The sequence below is a fragment of the Frankia casuarinae genome, from assembly GCF_000013345.1.
GTDB lineage: Bacteria > Actinomycetota > Actinomycetes > Frankiales > Frankiaceae > Frankia > Frankia casuarinae.
In genome coordinates this window covers 1,086,634-1,102,547 of the sequence record NC_007777.1, presented here as the reverse complement: position 1 = coordinate 1,102,547, position 15,914 = coordinate 1,086,634, and the positions used below count along the sequence as shown (strand labels likewise).

At 72.4% G+C, this 15,914-nt stretch carries 11 protein-coding genes; 4 read left to right on the top strand and 7 right to left on the bottom strand.

From position 1 onward, the window contains the following. Positions 1 to 75 precede the first annotated feature (75 nt). Complete coding sequence (locus tag FRANCCI3_RS04690; protein WP_011435389.1) at positions 76 to 1,557, bottom strand: dihydrolipoyl dehydrogenase family protein; 1,482 nt, start codon at positions 1,555 to 1,557, stop codon at positions 76 to 78. 294 nt (positions 1,558 to 1,851) lie between these two features. Between FRANCCI3_RS04690 and gnd the strand changes: the two genes are divergently transcribed. Beyond that, on the top strand, positions 1,852 to 2,868 hold the full coding sequence (gene gnd / locus FRANCCI3_RS04685) for a phosphogluconate dehydrogenase (NAD(+)-dependent, decarboxylating) (protein WP_023841018.1): 1,017 nt from the start codon (positions 1,852 to 1,854) through the stop codon (positions 2,866 to 2,868). Between the two features lie 74 nt (positions 2,869 to 2,942). On the opposite strand, the gene FRANCCI3_RS04680 is transcribed toward gnd, so the two are convergent. Together FRANCCI3_RS04680 and FRANCCI3_RS26685 are read right to left on the bottom strand one after the other, a co-directional pair. Then, on the bottom strand, positions 2,943 to 3,596 hold the full coding sequence (locus FRANCCI3_RS04680; RefSeq protein WP_023841019.1) for a L,D-transpeptidase family protein: 654 nt from the start codon (positions 3,594 to 3,596) through the stop codon (positions 2,943 to 2,945). Between the two features lie 473 nt (positions 3,597 to 4,069). Then, positions 4,070 to 4,240 (bottom strand): hypothetical protein, encoded by a 171-nt coding sequence (locus FRANCCI3_RS26685; protein WP_023841020.1) that lies wholly within the window; start codon positions 4,238 to 4,240, stop codon positions 4,070 to 4,072. 226 nt (positions 4,241 to 4,466) lie between these two features. Here FRANCCI3_RS26685 and FRANCCI3_RS04675 point away from each other — a divergent pair, with 226 nt between their 5' ends. The 3 genes from FRANCCI3_RS04675 to FRANCCI3_RS04665 all read left to right on the top strand — a co-directional run bounded on the left by FRANCCI3_RS04675 (position 4,467) and on the right by FRANCCI3_RS04665 (position 11,373). Further along, positions 4,467 to 7,760, top strand: a complete 3,294-nt coding sequence (locus FRANCCI3_RS04675; protein WP_011435386.1) for an ATP-binding protein — start codon at positions 4,467 to 4,469, stop codon at positions 7,758 to 7,760. Positions 7,761 to 8,014: 254 nt separating this feature from the next. Then, positions 8,015 to 10,348: a hypothetical protein gene (locus FRANCCI3_RS04670; RefSeq protein ID WP_011435385.1), complete on the top strand. Its 2,334-nt coding sequence runs from the start codon at positions 8,015 to 8,017 to the stop codon at positions 10,346 to 10,348. Between the two features lie 101 nt (positions 10,349 to 10,449). Next, on the top strand, positions 10,450 to 11,373 hold the full coding sequence (locus tag FRANCCI3_RS04665) for a type IV toxin-antitoxin system AbiEi family antitoxin domain-containing protein (protein ID WP_108913720.1): 924 nt from the start codon (positions 10,450 to 10,452) through the stop codon (positions 11,371 to 11,373). 77 nt (positions 11,374 to 11,450) lie between these two features. Here FRANCCI3_RS04665 and FRANCCI3_RS04660 read toward each other — a convergent pair whose 3' ends face one another. The 4 genes from FRANCCI3_RS04660 to FRANCCI3_RS04645 form a co-directional block, all read right to left on the bottom strand. Then, positions 11,451 to 13,313: a class I SAM-dependent methyltransferase gene (locus FRANCCI3_RS04660; RefSeq protein ID WP_011435383.1), complete on the bottom strand. Its 1,863-nt coding sequence runs from the start codon at positions 13,311 to 13,313 to the stop codon at positions 11,451 to 11,453. A 61-nt stretch (positions 13,314 to 13,374) separates the two neighbouring features. Beyond that, positions 13,375 to 14,565 (bottom strand): glycosyltransferase, encoded by a 1,191-nt coding sequence (locus tag FRANCCI3_RS04655; RefSeq protein ID WP_011435382.1) that lies wholly within the window; start codon positions 14,563 to 14,565, stop codon positions 13,375 to 13,377. A 10-nt stretch (positions 14,566 to 14,575) separates the two neighbouring features. Next, positions 14,576 to 15,529, bottom strand: a complete 954-nt coding sequence (locus FRANCCI3_RS04650; protein ID WP_011435381.1) for an alpha/beta fold hydrolase — start codon at positions 15,527 to 15,529, stop codon at positions 14,576 to 14,578. 6 nt (positions 15,530 to 15,535) lie between these two features. After that, entirely contained in the window at positions 15,536 to 15,913 is a 378-nt protein-coding gene (locus FRANCCI3_RS04645; protein ID WP_235186826.1) for an acyl carrier protein, read from the bottom strand. Between the last annotated feature and the right edge of the window lies 1 nt (position 15,914).

Genomic DNA, 15,914 nt, shown 5'->3' with positions numbered 1-15,914 from the left:
TCGGCCAACCCGATCCGCGGCCCCGCCCAGGCGGTTCGGTGCCGCGGTCCGCGCAACGACGTCCACGGAACGACGTCATCCGTATACCTCCAACAGTCGCAGCCAGACCTCGCTGACTGTCGGGAACGACGGGACCGCGTGCCACAGCCGCTCCAACGGCACCTCTCCGACGATCGCGATCGTGGCCGCGTGCACCATCTCCTGGGTGTCCGGACCGGTGAAGGTCGCTCCCACGAGCACCCGGCGGGCCTCGTCCACGACAATCTTCGACGTGCCCGTGATCTCCTCCCCCCGCACCGACGCGCCGGCCACCGATCCGGTCGGCACGCTCACGGCCCGCACGGCGATCCCGGCCTCCCGCGCGGCCCGCTCGGTCAGTCCGACCGCGCTGACCTGCGGATCGGTGAAGGTCACCCGCGGGACGGCCGCCGGGTCGGCCAGGTCGCGCACGGGAGCGCCGGCGAGGTCCCGGCGGCCGGTGATGACGTCGGCCGCCAGCCGGGCCTGGTACTTGCCCATGTGGGTGAGCAGCGCGCGGCCGCAGACGTCGCCGACCGCGTAGAGCCAGTCCCCCGCCACGCCGACCGCGCGGAGCCGGTCGTCGACCTCGATGAACCGCCCGGGTTGCAGGCCCACGGTCTCCAGGCCCAGGTCGCCGGTCGCCGGGGTGCGCCCGACGGCGACCAGGATCTCGTCGGCGACCACGGCATCGCGGCGCGGCCGCCGCTCAACCGGCTCACCCGGATCCGCCGGATCCGCCGGATCCACCGGCTCCACCGTGACGGTCACCGGCCCGGCCGGGCCATCCGGTCCCGTCCGGGCCCGGCGGACCTCGACCGCCCGGCTTCCGAGCCGCACCGTGATGCCGGCCGCCTCGAAGGCGGCCCGCAACTGCTCGCCGACGAACTCCTCCTCCCGGACGAGCAGCCGGGGTGACCCCTCGATCAAGGTCACCTCCGCGCTACCGAGCCGGCGGAAGGCCTGGGCCAGTTCCACCCCCACGGCGCCGCCGCCGAGCACCACGAGGCGGTGCGGGACCTTCCAGGCGCCGGTCGCGGTCCGGTTGTCCCACGGTTCGGCGTCGGCGAGGCCGGGGATCGGTGGAACAGTGGCCCGCGTCCCGGTGGCCACGACCACGGCTCGGGACGCGGTCAGCACCCGGCGGGTGCCGTCCAGCAGCGTCACCGCGACCCGGCCGGCGGGCCCCGCCAGGCGCCCGGTCCCGCGCACCAACTCGACGCCCTTGTCGACCAGCCAGGGCACCTGGGAGGAATCGGAGTAGTCGCCCACCATCCAGTCTCGCCGGGCGAACGCCGCGGCGGCGTCGACGGGTCCGGTGACCGCCGACGCCGCGCCGGGAACGCGGCGGGCCGCCGCCAGCACCTCCCCCGGCCGCAGGAGGGTTTTGCTCGGGATACAGCCCCAGTAGCTGCACTCCCCGCCGACGAGCTCGCGTTCGACGACGATGACGGACAGACCAGCGTCGGCACAGCGGCCGGCGACGTTCTCGCCCGCGGGCCCGGCGCCGAGCACGATCACGTCCACGTCGGCATCCATGGCCGCCTCCCCTGCCCTACCCGGCTCGCTCACAAGCCCTCCGTCGCTGCTCGTCACAATCTGCCGCTCGATCCACGCCAACTGAAGATCATCGGGAACTTTCGGGGTCCCGGTCCGGACGGTCCGTGGCCGGTCCGGTCCGGCGCGGGCGCCGACTCGGAGACGAGAAGCACGTGCACCACGGACGGGGAAGCACGGATGCAGCACGGAGAATGGCGTCAGGAGCGCCAGGCCGGGCCCGTCCCGGCGACACGCCGGAGCGGGCCATCGAGACGAACCAGCGGAGAGATGAAGATGCAGCTCGGGATGATCGGACTCGGCCGGATGGGTGCCAACCTGGTGCGCCGGCTGATCCGCGGTGGTCACGAATGCGTGGTCTACGACGTCAACCCCGAGGCCGTTAAGGCCCTGGCTGCGGAGGGCGCCACGGAGACACGGAGCCTCGCCGAGTTCGCCGCGGCCCTGCGTCCACCCCGGGCTGCCTGGATCATGGTGCCCGCCGGGCTGACCGGTGAGACCGTCTCGGCCCTGGCCGAGCACTTCGCGCCGGACGACGTGATCATCGACGGCGGCAACTCCTACTACCGGGATGACATCCTGCGTGCCGCGTCGCTCGTCGAGCGGGGCATCCACTACGTCGACGTCGGCACCTCCGGGGGCGTGTTCGGGCTGGAACGCGGCTTCTGTCTGATGATCGGCGGCGAACCGGGGGTCGTGGCCCGCCTGGAGCCGCTGTTCGAGACGATCGCACCCGGCGTCGGCACCATCCCGCGGACCCCGGGCCGGACCGGCGAGATCACCCAGGCCGAGAAGGGATACCTGTACTGCGGCCCGAACGGCGCCGGTCACTTCGTCAAGATGGTGCACAACGGCATCGAGTACGGCATGATGGCCGCCTTCGCCGAGGGGTTCGCGGTGCTCGACAAGGCGAACATCGGCACGACGTCCGCCGAGCACAACGCCGAGACCGCCCCGCTGGGCAACCCGGAGTACTACCAGTACGACCTCGACACCACCGCGATCGCCGAGGTGTGGCGGCGGGGCAGCGTGGTCAGTTCCTGGCTGCTCGACCTCACCGCCGCCGCGCTGCAGGAGGATCCCGGACTCACCGAGTTCAGCGGCCGGGTGTCCGACTCCGGGGAAGGACGTTGGACGGTACTGGCCGCCGTGGAGGAGGGCGTTCCCGCCCATGTGCTGACGGCGTCCCTCTACGAGCGGTTCAGTTCGCGCGGGGAGGGCCTGTTCGCCGACAAGCTGTTGTCGGCGATGCGCAAGCAGTTCGGTGGGCACGCGGAGAAGCCGGCCGGCTGAGCCTCGTCGGCTTCCTTGCCTATCCAGAGGCTTTTGTGCTCGATTTATCTCTCTGGATAGGCAAGGAAAGGGGCTCAGGGGCGCACGTTGTCGGCGCCGAGATCCGCCACGTCTCCCATAACGATCATGGGATGGGCCATCGGGGTCAGCCAACGGAGAATGGCCACGAGGGCGTCCTGTTCCACCGCGATGCAGCCCCGCGTCGGCGATCTGTGGTCGACATGCAGCCAGATGTCCCCGCCGATCTGCGGGCCCAGCGGACGGGTCGGGTCCGACGGCGGATACCCGGGCAGTCGGTTGTAGTCGATGGCGACCACATAGTTGAACGCATCGGGCATCGGCTCGCCCCGCGGACCCGTCGCCCGGTAGAACGACGGGCGATACTCGTAGGGCAGACCGGTGCCCGGATCGGCGAGCTTGCCACCGGCGGCGGTGAGACTGAACACGCCGATCGGGCTGCGCAGATCGCCCTCCCGATGGTCGTACGTCCAGCCATCGGCGCCGTTGCGGCCGATCAGCGGGGCGCCGTAGGTCTTCCAGGCGGAGCCGGGATCGGCCCGTTCCCACAGCGTCACGTTGTTGGTGTTCGCATTCCGGTCGATGCCGCTCACCACGATCACCTGCCGGGCGGCCTGCGGAATCTTCGTCATCATCACCGGTCCGACCCCGGGGATCGCGGTGAGGTCGGAGGCGGGCCCCGCCCTGCCGTCCGCGCCGGTACCGGCCACCCGGCTCGTCCTCACCGGCCCACCCACGCCCGACGGGCGTGCTTCGGAGGTGGGACCGAGCCCGGATGTGCGTCCGAGCCGGGCTGCGCCTCTCGGCCCGGACGGTACGGACACCGACAGGTCATGCGAGGAGTCCGGGTCCGAAGCGGGACTGCTGAGATGAAGTGCGCTGGCCGCCCCCACGACCAACGTCACACCCACCGCGGCGGCACCGACCGCGACCGAGCGACCCCGCGGGGGGCTCGTACGCGTCTCGGTCCGGCGGCGATTCCTGCGATGATCGGCCATGCCTCCGACTTCCGGGACGACGCCACGGGCGAGGCTGCGACGCGCTGTTGACCCTTGCCACCCCCGTGACCCTTGCCACCCCCGTGACCCTTGCCACCCCCGTGACCCTTGCCGCCCCCGACGGCCGCCACGCCCGTGCCATCCGGCTGCGGCCATGATGCACCGGCGATGACAATACGTATCATTCACGCCGGCCTGGCGAGGTCGCCCAGCCCGGCGAGGTACCCCGACCTGGGGAGGTATCCCGCGGCAGCCGCCGGTGCGTCGGCCCACGACACCCGCAGACCGCGATCACGGCGACGGGAGTCCATGCGCCCGGGACCGTGACGATCGAAGACAGCCGTCCATGCCTCCATGTTCGACCTTCACTCCTCCCCGATCTCGGAATTCGGATACTTCGAGCAACGATGGACACGATCCGGATCCAATGCCCAGCGGAGGGTGATAGATTGCCACATCGGCACCGATGATCAGAAGTATGTTCACGGAGAGACGAGACGAAGACCACGAGGAGCCCGCATGGTGGTACGGGCGGCCGGCAGCCGTTCCCAGCGCGGCCGGCACGAATAGGCCCCTCCGATCGTGCTCGCCGGTTTCCGGTTCCACCGCATCCTCACCGCCCCTCGGCGACCCGACACACCCGACCGGCCCGATCCCGTACCGGCCGCGCTCTTCGCCGCCCTCGTCGGCGCGCACGCGCAGTTGACCTCGCTCGGGCCCGGCCACGAACCCACCGCCTCCGGTGCGTCCACTCGCGGCGGCCCGTACCCGGTGCCGGGAGCAGCCCGGCCGGGAATCGCCGTCGCCTGGCTACGGGGCCCGGGTGAGGCGCACATCCGGTTCCTCGCCGGCGGCCGGCCCTTCTTCCCAGCGGACCCGACCGCGACAGACCCGACCGCGGCGGCCACGTCGCTCGCAACAGCCACGTCGACACCAGCCGCAACCGCGGTTCCGCTGCTGTACCCCCCGGGATCGACAGCGGTGGCGCTGCCACCGGACGCCGTACCCGCCCAGCTCGCCGGCTTCCCCTACTGGCTGCGGTGCGAAGGCCTCCCGGATGCCCTGTGGGCCGCCGATCCCGGCACCGACGCCCGGCAGCCAGACACCCGCCGCGGATCGTTCGACGACTACGCCGCGCATCTCGTCGGCCCGTTCGCCTGGCTTGTGCTCGCGTGGCCGGTGCCCCCCGAGCATCTCGCCGAGGAACGGGCGGACCTCGCGCGATCGATCCCCGTGCTGCGCCGGCGGGAGAACGACCAGGGCGCCCGGCTCGACTTGGAGCGCGCGGAGGCCCGCTACCGGGAACTGGGCCGGGGCGCGTCGAGCGGCATGTGGGACGTGGAGATCCTGGTCGGTGGGGTGACCCCGGCCGGCGCGGTCTCGCTGGCCGCCCTGCTGTGCAGCTCCAGCGATCTCGACCGGCTGCCCTACACGTTGCGTCCGACCGGCCCGGTCACCTCGTTCGCGGGGGCCCTCGGCGGGGTCGGAGCCGGGGTCGGAGCCGGAGCCGGCGGGCTGGCCGGCTCACCGCGGTCCTCGCCGCGGGCGAGCGCGGAGCTGCTGGCGGCGCTGGCCCGGCCGCCCGGCCGTGAGCTGCCGGGCATCACCCTGATCACACCGCACGCCTTCGACGTGACGCCCGAGGGTCCGAACCGGTCCGGTCCCGCGGACCCCCGGGGAACGCCCGGCGCCGTTCGGCTCGGCGACGTGCTCGACGCCGGCTGGATGCCGGCCGGCGCGTTCTCGGTTTCCCTCGCGACGCTCAACCGGCACGCCTTCGTCTGCGGCGCCACCGGATCCGGGAAGTCACAGACCGTGCGGTCGCTGCTGGAGTCGTTGACCCGTGCTCCGGCGCCCGTTCCGTGGCTGGTCCTGGAGCCGGCCAAGGCCGAGTACGCCCGGATGGCCGGGCGGCTCGCCGGCCTCGCCGAGGTGCTCGTCATCAGGCCGGGCCGGCTCGACGCTCCACCGGCGTCACTGAACCCGCTGGAACCCGAGCCCGGCTTTCCCTTGCAGAGCCACATCGATCTCGTCCGGGCCTTGTTCCTGGCGGCGTTCGAGGCGCACGAGCCGTTCCCCCAGGTGCTCGCCCGCGCGCTGACGGTCTGTTACCAGGACCTGGGATGGAACCTGGTGCTGGACCGGCCGGAGCCCGCGCACCGGCCCAGATTCCGGGTGACCGGGCCGGAGGAGGACCCGAAGGTCGACGTGCGCAGGCGATATCCGACCCTCGGGGACCTGCAGCGCACCGCGACGAGGGTGGTCGAGAACATCGGCTACGGCGTGGAGGTCACGGCGGACGTCCGGGGCTTTGTCGACGTGCGCATCGGTAGCCTGCGAGAGGGTTCTCCCGGTCGGTTCTTCGAGGGCGGGCATCCGATCGATATCGGCGCCCTGCTGGCGCGCAACGTCGTCTTCGAGCTGGAGGACATCACCAGCGACCAGGACAAGGCGTTCCTGCTCGGCGCCGTCCTGATCCGCGTCGTGGAGCATCTGCGGGTCCGGTACGCCACCGCGGGCGCGGGCGGACTGCGCCACGTCCTGGTCCTGGAGGAGGCCCACCGGCTGCTCAAGAACGTCACCGACGGCCCGGCCGCGGCCTCCGTCGACCTGTTCGCCTCACTGCTCGCGGAGATCCGCGCCTACGGCGAGGGGCTCGTTGTCGTGGAGCAGATCCCAGCGAAGATCCTTCCCGACGTTATCAAGAACACCGCACTGAAGGTGATGCACCGGCTCCCGGCCGCCGACGACCGAGAAGCCGTCGGCGCGACAATGAACCTGCGCGACGATCAGTCCGAACTGGTCGTCGCGCTGCCGGCGGGGGTGGCGGCGGTAAGCGCGGACGGCATGGACCGTCCCGTGCTGGCCCGGATGGTCGCCGGAGACGACCGGGAGAGCGCGCGCTACGCGCGCTACGACCGGGTGCCCCTGGCCGGACGGCGCAGCCTCGGCTGCGGCGCGGCCTGCGTCGCCGGCCCCGCCTGCACCCTGGAGGAGACGGAGACGTCCGCCCTCGCGGCCCGCGATCCCCTGCTGGTGGTGTGGGTCGAGGCGGTGGCCGCGCACCAGGTCATGGGCTTCACCCATCTGCTCGGGATCGCGCCGTTCGCTCCGGCGGAACCCCTGCGGACCACCCTCGCCGCGTTGCCGGGTCGCATCCTCGACTGCGCGCTCGCCCATGCCGCCGACCGGGCGACGGACGCCCGCGCCGCCGCGCTGCGCCCCTTCGTCGACCCGGACGACTTCACCGCCGCCCTGCTCGCGACGCTGCGCCGGCTCCTCGGCCTGCCGCCGTCCCCGGCGGACGCGGCAGAGGCGGCGGACGCGGCAGACACGGCGGACACGGCGAACACGGCGAACACCGTCGACTCCCGGCACCTGACCGCGGGCATGTACCGCTGGCAGGACGTCCGGCAGGCGCTGGTTGACGCAGTGCGCCGGCGGGGGGCCGGCGCGGGCCCGCATCCGCTCACCGCGGCCTGGCGCGAGCGCGGCCTGACCCTGCCGGGCGAGACCGTGGGCGAACAGCTCACCCGGCTGAAGAACGGTGCCTTCTACGCTCCGGGCCGGGAGAAGGTCAACATCGGTGATCCGGCGGTCAGCGGCCTCACCGTGGCGGTCCGGGAACTCACCGGCGCGGCGGATGCCACCTCGCTGTCGGACGCGCTCCACCAGGCATGCACCGGCAAGGGACTGGCCGAGCTGGCCACCCAGATCTCCGACCTCGTCGGCCCCGCGCCGAGCGGACCGGGGAGCGCCCCACCGGAGTCCACCGCGGCGGCCACCGCCCTCGGCCCGTCCATCGGGACAGCATCCGCGTTCGGGACAGCATCCGTGTTCGGGACAGCATCCGCGTTCGGGACAGCGCGGGACTGAGCGCCCGGGCCCGTCGACCGTCGGGACGTTACGGCGGGGCCGACATGCACGGCGGAACGCGACAGAGTGGACACCGCGCGCCATAATGGCCACGTAACGCCCCAGTACTGACACCGGGCGTGCCGAGATCGTTTCCAGGTGCACGATGATCGGGAACGGGGAGTCGCTGCGGCACGGTGGGCTGCGGCCGTCGGGGCTGCGGCACGGTGGGCTGCGACGCGGGAGCAGGCGAGTGGGACGGCGGAGGGTCGGCGATGGGGGTGGGCACGCTAACCACGACTGAGGCCCGGCTGATCCAGGGGCTCTTCGTTCCACGGGAGCGTTGGGGCTGGGAGTTCGTCGACACCGGTCCATCGGCCCCGAGCCCGCTCGCCGACCGTCAACCGGTCTGGCAGGAGCCCGAATCGCCCGATCTGACCGCGCTCACGGCCCGGCGAAACCATGCCGTCCGCGCCCTGCTGACCAGGCTCGTCCTGCCGATGGCCTTCGTGGTGTTCGGCATGCTGCTCGCGGGCGAGGGGGGGTTCTTCTTCGTCCCGGCGGGACTCGCGCTCGCCGTGGTCGCGTGCCTGCCTCCGCTGATCCTGCACTACCGGCTGGGCCGGACACGATCCCGGGCCGCGTCGGCCCGGGCCGACGGATACACCCGCCACCTGCAGGCGTTGACGTCCTGGCAGACCGAGGTCGACGCGCACGACCGGGCCGAGCTGCGACGCCGAGAGGCCACCGCCGTCTTCTATCCCGTCTCGGCCCCCGCGGCGACCCCCAGGATCGACGTGTTCGGCGGAACCGGCGACGGATGGGCGAGCCTGCTGGCCACCGCGGGCTGCTCGGTGCTCACCGGCGGCACCGGCATCCTGCTCGTCGATCTCAGCGAGCGGGCGGTGGGCGGGGGGTTGGCACGCCTCGCCGGCCAGGCGCGCTGGCCGGTGGAGTCCTGGGACCTGCCCCGCCAGCTCGACGAGGTGGCGCTCCTCGACGGCCTCGGGCCGCGGGAGGCCGGCGAGCTCGTCGCCGACGCGTTCGGCATGTCCCAGGAGAGCGGCGATGATCCGCACCGACGCGCCCTGCACGCGGACCTGGTCACCACCGTCGCCGTCGTTCTGTACGAACGGCTCAGCATTCGCCGTCTCGCCGAGGGCCTGCGCGTCCTCGAAGGTCTCGACGACGGCAGCGCGGCCACGTCGCTGTCGACGGCCGAGGCCGGGGAGCTCACCGCGCACATGGACGCGTTCGGCCGCGGTGACCGGATCGCCGACGAGCTGCGCTACCTGCGTTCCTCGCTGGAGGCGCTCAGCCCGCCACCACCAGCCACGGCCGCGACGGCACCGGCCGCGACGGCACCGGCCGCGACGGTCGAGGCCCATATGTTGGCGGCCGCCGCCGATATGTCGACGGCCAGGATGCCGACGGCCAGGATGCCGACGGCCAGGGTCGACAGCGCGCCCCGTCCACTGACGGCCTGGTGGCCGGTACCCGGGCTGCGGGTTCTCGCCACGTCGAGCCGGGACTCGTCCGCCCACCGCAAGGAACTCACGGACCGGCTCCTCGTCCAGACCGTGCTCCACCAGCTCCGTTGCCGCCAGCGGGGCGGGCCGACCGGCCGGGACATGCTGGTCGTCGCCGGGGCGGACCATCTCGGCCGAGCGGTCCTGACCGGGCTGACCCGCCACGCCGAGCTCGCCGGGGTGCGGCTCGTGCTGCTCTTCGAACGGCTCGCCGACGACGCCGAACGGGTGCTGGGCAGCCAGGGAGGCTCGACGATCATCATGCGATTGGGGAACGGTAAGGACGCCGCGACCGCGGCGGAATTCATCGGGCGTGGTTACCGCTTCGTCATGTCTCAGGTGACGGCCCAGGTGGGGCGCAGTTTCACGGCCGGCGACAGCGACAGCGTCGGTTACCAGGACGGCACCTCGGAGACGACCGGCACCAGCGGCGGAACCGGCCGGACCTACGACGGCACCCGGCTGCTGCCCTGGTTGCAGAACACGTCGAAGAACGCCGGATGGCAGGAGTCGGTGACGGCGTCGCGATCGCAGACCTGGCAGCGCACGACAAACTCGTCGGTGAGCGACTCGACAACCGACGGCACGACCTCCCAGCGGGTATACGAGTTCACCGTGGAGCCGACCACCGTCCAGACCCTGCCGGCGACCGCGTTCCTGCTGGTCAACCCGGTCGATGGGGCGGGACGGGTGGTGCCGGGGGACTGCAATCCGGGCACCGTCCTGCTGCCTGGGGTCTCCGCGGCCGACCGCTGGTCCGTACCTGACGCGGCCGCCACGCCCCTGGCGGGTCACCACGTCGGAACCGCCGGAGCCGACGTGATCCAGGCCGGTACGGACCAGGCCGGCCCTGCGCGGACCGGCGCGGAGGAACAGCGTCGGATCGAGCCTGCCCCGCCCGTCGGGTTTCCGGGCATCGGCCAGCAACCGCCGGCCGACGAGGAGGTCTACCGGCTCGTCCCGCCCAAGGCGCGTCCCAGCGGCCCCGGCAGTCCCGGCGGTCCCGGCGGCCAGAGCACTCACCCGGGGGCGCGGGGATGGGTTCCCGGCGTCGGGGACCACCACCCGGGGCATGGCTGACCCGGTCCGGAACGCGGCCGTCAGGAAGGAGACAGCCGAAAGTTATCCACAGCCCGAAAAAGGTTCTGGCCCAACAGACAGACAACCGTCATCGTCTTCTCATGGCCCATAACCCTGGCCGACTCTCCTGGCAGGAGATCGCCACCATGCAGGCCGGCGTGATCACGATACGCGATGCGATCAACGCCGGCATCACCCGCGACGAGATCCGCCGACGGTTGAACGACGGTCGCTGGCAGCAACCCTTCCGCGGCGTGCTGATCACAACCGCCACACCCGTGACGAGGATGCAGGAGCTGTGGGGGGCCCTGCAGGCCGTCGGCCCGGACGCGGTGCTCGCGGGCGCCTGCGCGGCGGGGCTCGCGGGTCTGGACGGCTACGGCACCGGCCCGGTGACGGTTCTCCTGCCCACCGAACGCCGGATCGCCGCGCCACCGGGCGTGCTTCTGCGGCACAGCGCTCGGCTCGACATCACCGAGATCGATCCCCTCCGCCTGCCCCGGCGGACGGCCCCCGCCCGGTCCGTCATCGACATGGCCGAGTGGGCGGCTACCCGCGCGGACGCGCAGGGCCTGCTCGTTGACGCTGTCCGTCAACGTTTCGTCACCGTCGCGAGCCTGCGGATCGCGCTGGCCCGGCGTGGTCCGATCAGCCGCCGGACGCTGATCACCGAGACGTTGGACGACCTGGGCCGGGACGCGCCGCGCCTCACCGAGATCATGTACCGTCGCATCGAGGCCCAGTGGGGGTTGCCGGTAGGGACCCCGAGTGTCAACGGGCCCGCGGACGAGCCGATGGCGCGCCTCGACGTCTGGTACGAGCCGTGGCGCGTGCGGGTGGAGATCCAGGCGACGGTCCCTGGGCCGACGGTCGTCGCCGAGCCGACCGGCCAGCTCCTCATCCGTCTGCCGGCACGCCTGGCGCGGGACGCCCCGGCCGAGGTGGCTTCCCTCGTAGGCGGGGCGCTGCGTGACCGCGGCTGGTCGGCGTCGGTGCCGCGCGCTCCGCGGGCGCTGGCCTCCTGAGCTCCGCGGGACATTCGTTCGTCGCGTCCCGTATCCCTGTGCCGCGCCGCACATTCCGGTCAACCGGTCCGCCGAGGTCAGAGCTCCTTGCGGGCGATCATCAGGTAGGTGCCGGCGTACCGGGCGTCGTGCGCGTACCGGCCGGCAAGGCGGTCGAGGAGGCGGGCCAGTCCCAGTAGGGGGCTGGCCACAAGCATCACCAGGACGCGGCCGGCCGCGCCGACCGGGCCGGCCTGCTGGGGCAGCCACGGCATGGGGCGTGGCGCGATCATGGCCACGGCGAGCAGCAGGGCGCCGGTCAGCCCACCGGGACGGCGCGCCGCGGCGAAGCGCACCGCGACCGGCCGCAGCCCCCGGTCCTCCAGCGCGGCGATCAGGTTCTCCGCGGGGATGAAGTGGGCGCGCTCGGGGACCGCCCAGCCGGGCCAGAACCGGCCGAGCCAGCGGGCCTGCCGGCAGTCGGCGTTGGCCAGCTCGCAGACGACGTGCCCGCCAGGCGGCAACGCCTTCGCGACGGCGTCGAGCTCCGCCGACGGGTCGTCGCGGCGTTCCAGGTAGTCGAACATGCTGATGACGTCGTACCGGCCGGCGAGGCTGTCGACGACGTCGGAGAAACGGCCGTAGTGGGCGTGGTCGATCCAGCCGCGCGCCAGGCCCTTGGCCAGGCCGGGAAAGGTGTCGAGCCCGTCAAACACCGTCCTCGGCCACACCTCTCGGGCCGCGTTGGCGAAGTGACCGTACCGGGCCCCCACGTCCAGCCAGGTCCGTGGCACCACGAACGGTCGGACGGCGGCAGCCTGCTCGCGCCGCTCGCGGGCGATCGCGGCCAGGACCTGCTCGGCGACATCGGTGCGCAGGCCGTCGTAGCGGTCCCGGTCGTAGAACTCACGCCCGGCCGGGCTCAACGACGGGTTGAGGAAGACATGCCCGCAGCGCTCGCAGCCGTCCAGCCGGAAGGAACCGGGCTTGCGCAGGAGCAGGTCCGGCGACTCCACCCGGGTGGCGAGCTCGACCGATCCGCACCAGGGGCAGTCGGCCCGGTCGTGGCGCAGGAACCGGTCGAGGCCGGCCTGGACGTCCTGGGAGTAGGAGGCGCGGCTGGCGGCGGTCTCCTGCCTGGCCGCATGCTTGACCGGGTCCGGAGGAAGCCCGGCGGCCTTCGCCTCAGCCGCCTTCACGGCCTGCGCCCGGCCGGCCCGCACGGAGTCGACCACGAACAGCACCCCGCCGAGGATGCGCACGATGGGAGAACGAATGAGATCGCGCGGGGACAGCGGCACCCGGCCGGCGCAGACGAAGAACGGCTGGAACCAGAACAGCGCCATGGCCGCGAGGCCGAACGGCTGGTTCACATGGAAGCCGATCGCGGTGGCGATCTGGGGTACGAACGGGAAGAGCTGGTTCTGCCGGGTGAACCGGTAGGCCCGCTGCTGGACGCGGACACGCATCGCCGCGTCGTCCCGGGCGGCACGCAGCCCCGGCAGCACCGCCAGATCCGTCGAGCCGGAGGCGAAGGTCTTCAGCCGCTCGGTGATGTCGACGAGCTCCACCGGGTCGAAACCGTCCCGGCGGGTGATCCCAGCCCGCTGGAGAATCTCGGAGTGGACCAGCAGCGCCTGGAAGGCGCCGCGGCCGGGCACGCAGCGGTCGGCCCGGTAGGTGCGGGTGTCGACCATCCGGGCGAGGTCGAGCGCCCGTTCGGCCGTCAGGTCCGCCGGGACGAGGTCGAGCACGTCGAGCCGGTCCCGGCTGGCGTGGTAACTGGCCGCCCGTCGGCCGCTGTCGGAGAGGCGGACCCCGGTCGCGACGAGGAACTCATGCGCGGGGTCCACCGGGCGACCGGAGGCCGGCAGGGTGTCGAGACGACGCAGCCGACCGCGCAGCCGCACACCGTTGATCGCCAGACCGGCACACACCAGGATCGGCAACCATGTCAGCACGACGTCAGAACCGTTCGAGCATCAGACCACGAGACCGATCACCGGACCGCCAGACCGAGCATCAGACCGCCAGCTTCTCAAGGTGATCGGCGGCGGCGGCCACCCCGCCGGCCGCGGCGAAGGCGGCCCGCATCCGGGCGGCGGCGGCCCGGTACGACGGATCGTCCAGCACGGCCGTCACCGCGGAACGCACGGCGGTGGGTCCGGCCCGACCGAACTTGACGCGCACCCCGGCCCCGTTACGGACGACCTGCTCGCCGATGATCGGCTGATCGTCGCGAACCGGGGCGACCACCAGCGGAACCCCGTGTGACAGCGACTCACAGACGGTGTTGTTGCCGGCGTGGCACACCACCGCCGACAACCGCGGAAGTAACGCGACCTGCGGCACGAACGGCGCGACCAGCAGATCGTCGGGCGCCGCGGCGGCGAGGTCGTCAACGAGCCCGGGTGTGGCGACGACGATCGCCTGTACCCGCTCGGGCAGGCCGAGCAGCCCCTCGGCCGCCGCCCGCAGAAACCGACCGCCGGCCTCCCGGGTCACCGTGCCGAGGGAGACGAGCACCGCCCGGCGGGCCGGGTCGAGCCAGTCCCAGGGGAACTCGCCCGCCCCGGCCCGTTTCCCGACCGCGCTGCCGACGAAGACCGCGTAGTCCGGGATCCCGGGATTGTGCAGCATTTCCCGGACGGAGAAGACGAGGGTCAACGCCTCGGAGAAGCGCAGGTCCCCGATGGCAGCCTCGTCGGGCGGCACTCCGTGCCCGGTCTGGAACTCCCGCAGGCGGTCGACGACCCACTGCCCCAGGCCCGCGAGCACCCCGTAAGGATTGTCGAACTCGGCGGAGGTCGCCGCGAGGGTCGCCCAGCGCAGGCCCCGGCGACGGGCGACGAGCGCGGCGCCCACCGCCTGCTGGTCGATGACGAGCAGGTCGGGCTGGAAGTCGTCGATGATCCTGTCGATCGCCGGGGCCATCATCGAGCCGAGCGGGAGCAGGAAGTCCTCCCACAGGAACTTCAGCGACGCCGGCCCCCGCAGCGCCCGAGACGCGTCCTGGATCCGGGACCACTTCTCGCCCAGGCCCGCCTCGGGTAACGCCAGCAGGGCCAGCTCCGGCGGGATCAACGATCCGATGACGCCCGCGTACCCGGCGAGCGCCACCTCGTGACCACGGGCGGCCAGCTCGGCGGCGACCCCGACCGCCGGGTTGACATGCCCGGTCAGGGGCGGCACCACGAACAGCACGCGGCTCATCAGACTCTTCTCACGCCCCTCGCCCCTCACGCCCCTCGCCGGCCGCAACTGCCGCGTCGGCCGAGATCGGGGCCGGCCGGCGCTCGGCGTTGAGATCGGGCGGCGGCACCCGCTGCGTCACCCAGTCCGGGGTGGCGAAGCGCCGGCCGTTCGCGCGCACGTAGGGCGGCGGCGGCGTCTGGCGGCGGAACAACCACCACCGCAGCAGGTCCCGCAGGTAGTGCGCGGCCTCCCGCAGCACCATGTGCGTGTGGTGCTCCAGGACGATCAGGGTGCACTCGGGCACCAGCGCGGCCAGGCCCGCAGCCTGCCCGATGATGTCGGAGTTCTCCCCGTACACCGCGAGCACCGGGACGTTCAGCGCGGCCAGCGCCTCGGTGGAGAACGGCGGAGTCGCCAGCATGTCGGTGGCGATCGTCGTCTCCTGCAGCAGCCGCTGCGCGGCCCGGGTGGCGCGGCTGGCCACGCGTCCGGCGCCGTTGTCCAACCACTCCTGGACCTCCTCGTCGGTCATCGCGACGAGGATCTGGGTCAGCGATCGGGCCATCTCCTCGCCAAGACCCTCGATCAGGAACGGCGGCTCGATCAGCGTCAGGCTCGCCACCCGGGAGGTGAACTCCAGCCCGAAAGCCAGCGCCATCGTGGCGCCGTAACTGTTACCCACCAGGTGCACCGGGCGATCCACCCCGAGCTCGTCGAGCAGCCCGAGCAGATCGGCCATCGAGTCCGCCAGCTCGTAGCCGCCGCGGGTCCGCTCGCTGCGCCCATGGCCGCGCAGGTCGTAGCAGATGACGTCGCAGCCGGCATCGGCGAGGCAGTTGCCCAGCGTGAAGTAGAAGCTGGAGATGTTGTCCATCACCATGCCGTGCACCATCACGACGACCGGCGAGTCCGTGGACGCTCCGCCCCTGGGCGCCAGTCGCTGCACGTGCAGCCGGATCCCGTTCGCGATGATCTCAGCCACGGGCCTTCAGGCCGATCCCGCCGGCGCCAGCGTCGGGAGGCTGTCGACGATGAAGTGGACGACCTCGCCGACCCGCATGTTGATCACCTGGTCGACGTCCATGTCGGCAAGGAGGCCGACGAAGTCCACCGCCTCGCCGTAGCGCCCACGCAGCCGGTCGGCCAGCGCCACGAACTCGATGCTCTCCAGCTCGAGATCCTGATTGAACGAGGTGGCCATCGTGATCTCCATGTCCACGACGTACTCCTCCCCGATCACCTCCCGCAGGAGCTCCGTGACCTCGCCGAGGATCCGGGCCTCGGCCTCGGCCCGCGTGACGGCGTCGGTGCGGTCGTCCGGATCCGGGCCGGGAGGACCCTGCCTCGTCGTGCTCTGCGCAGACATC

What these genes read in the sequence shown, in the direction of transcription:
- gnd (WP_023841018.1), top strand. Translation starts at nt 1,852, where the DNA reads ATGCAGCTCGGGATGATCGGACTCGGCCGGATGGGTGCCAACCTGGTG.
- FRANCCI3_RS04690 (WP_011435389.1), bottom strand. Translation starts at nt 1,557, where the DNA reads ATGGATGCCGACGTGGACGTGATCGTGCTCGGCGCCGGGCCCGCGGGC.
- FRANCCI3_RS04670 (WP_011435385.1), top strand. Translation starts at nt 8,015, where the DNA reads ATGGGGGTGGGCACGCTAACCACGACTGAGGCCCGGCTGATCCAGGGG.
- FRANCCI3_RS26685 (WP_023841020.1), bottom strand. Translation starts at nt 4,240, where the DNA reads ATGGAGGCATGGACGGCTGTCTTCGATCGTCACGGTCCCGGGCGCATG.
- FRANCCI3_RS04655 (WP_011435382.1), bottom strand. Translation starts at nt 14,565, where the DNA reads ATGAGCCGCGTGCTGTTCGTGGTGCCGCCCCTGACCGGGCATGTCAAC.
- FRANCCI3_RS04645 (WP_235186826.1), bottom strand. Translation starts at nt 15,913, where the DNA reads ATGTCTGCGCAGAGCACGACGAGGCAGGGTCCTCCCGGCCCGGATCCG.
- FRANCCI3_RS04665 (WP_108913720.1), top strand. Translation starts at nt 10,450, where the DNA reads ATGGCCCATAACCCTGGCCGACTCTCCTGGCAGGAGATCGCCACCATG.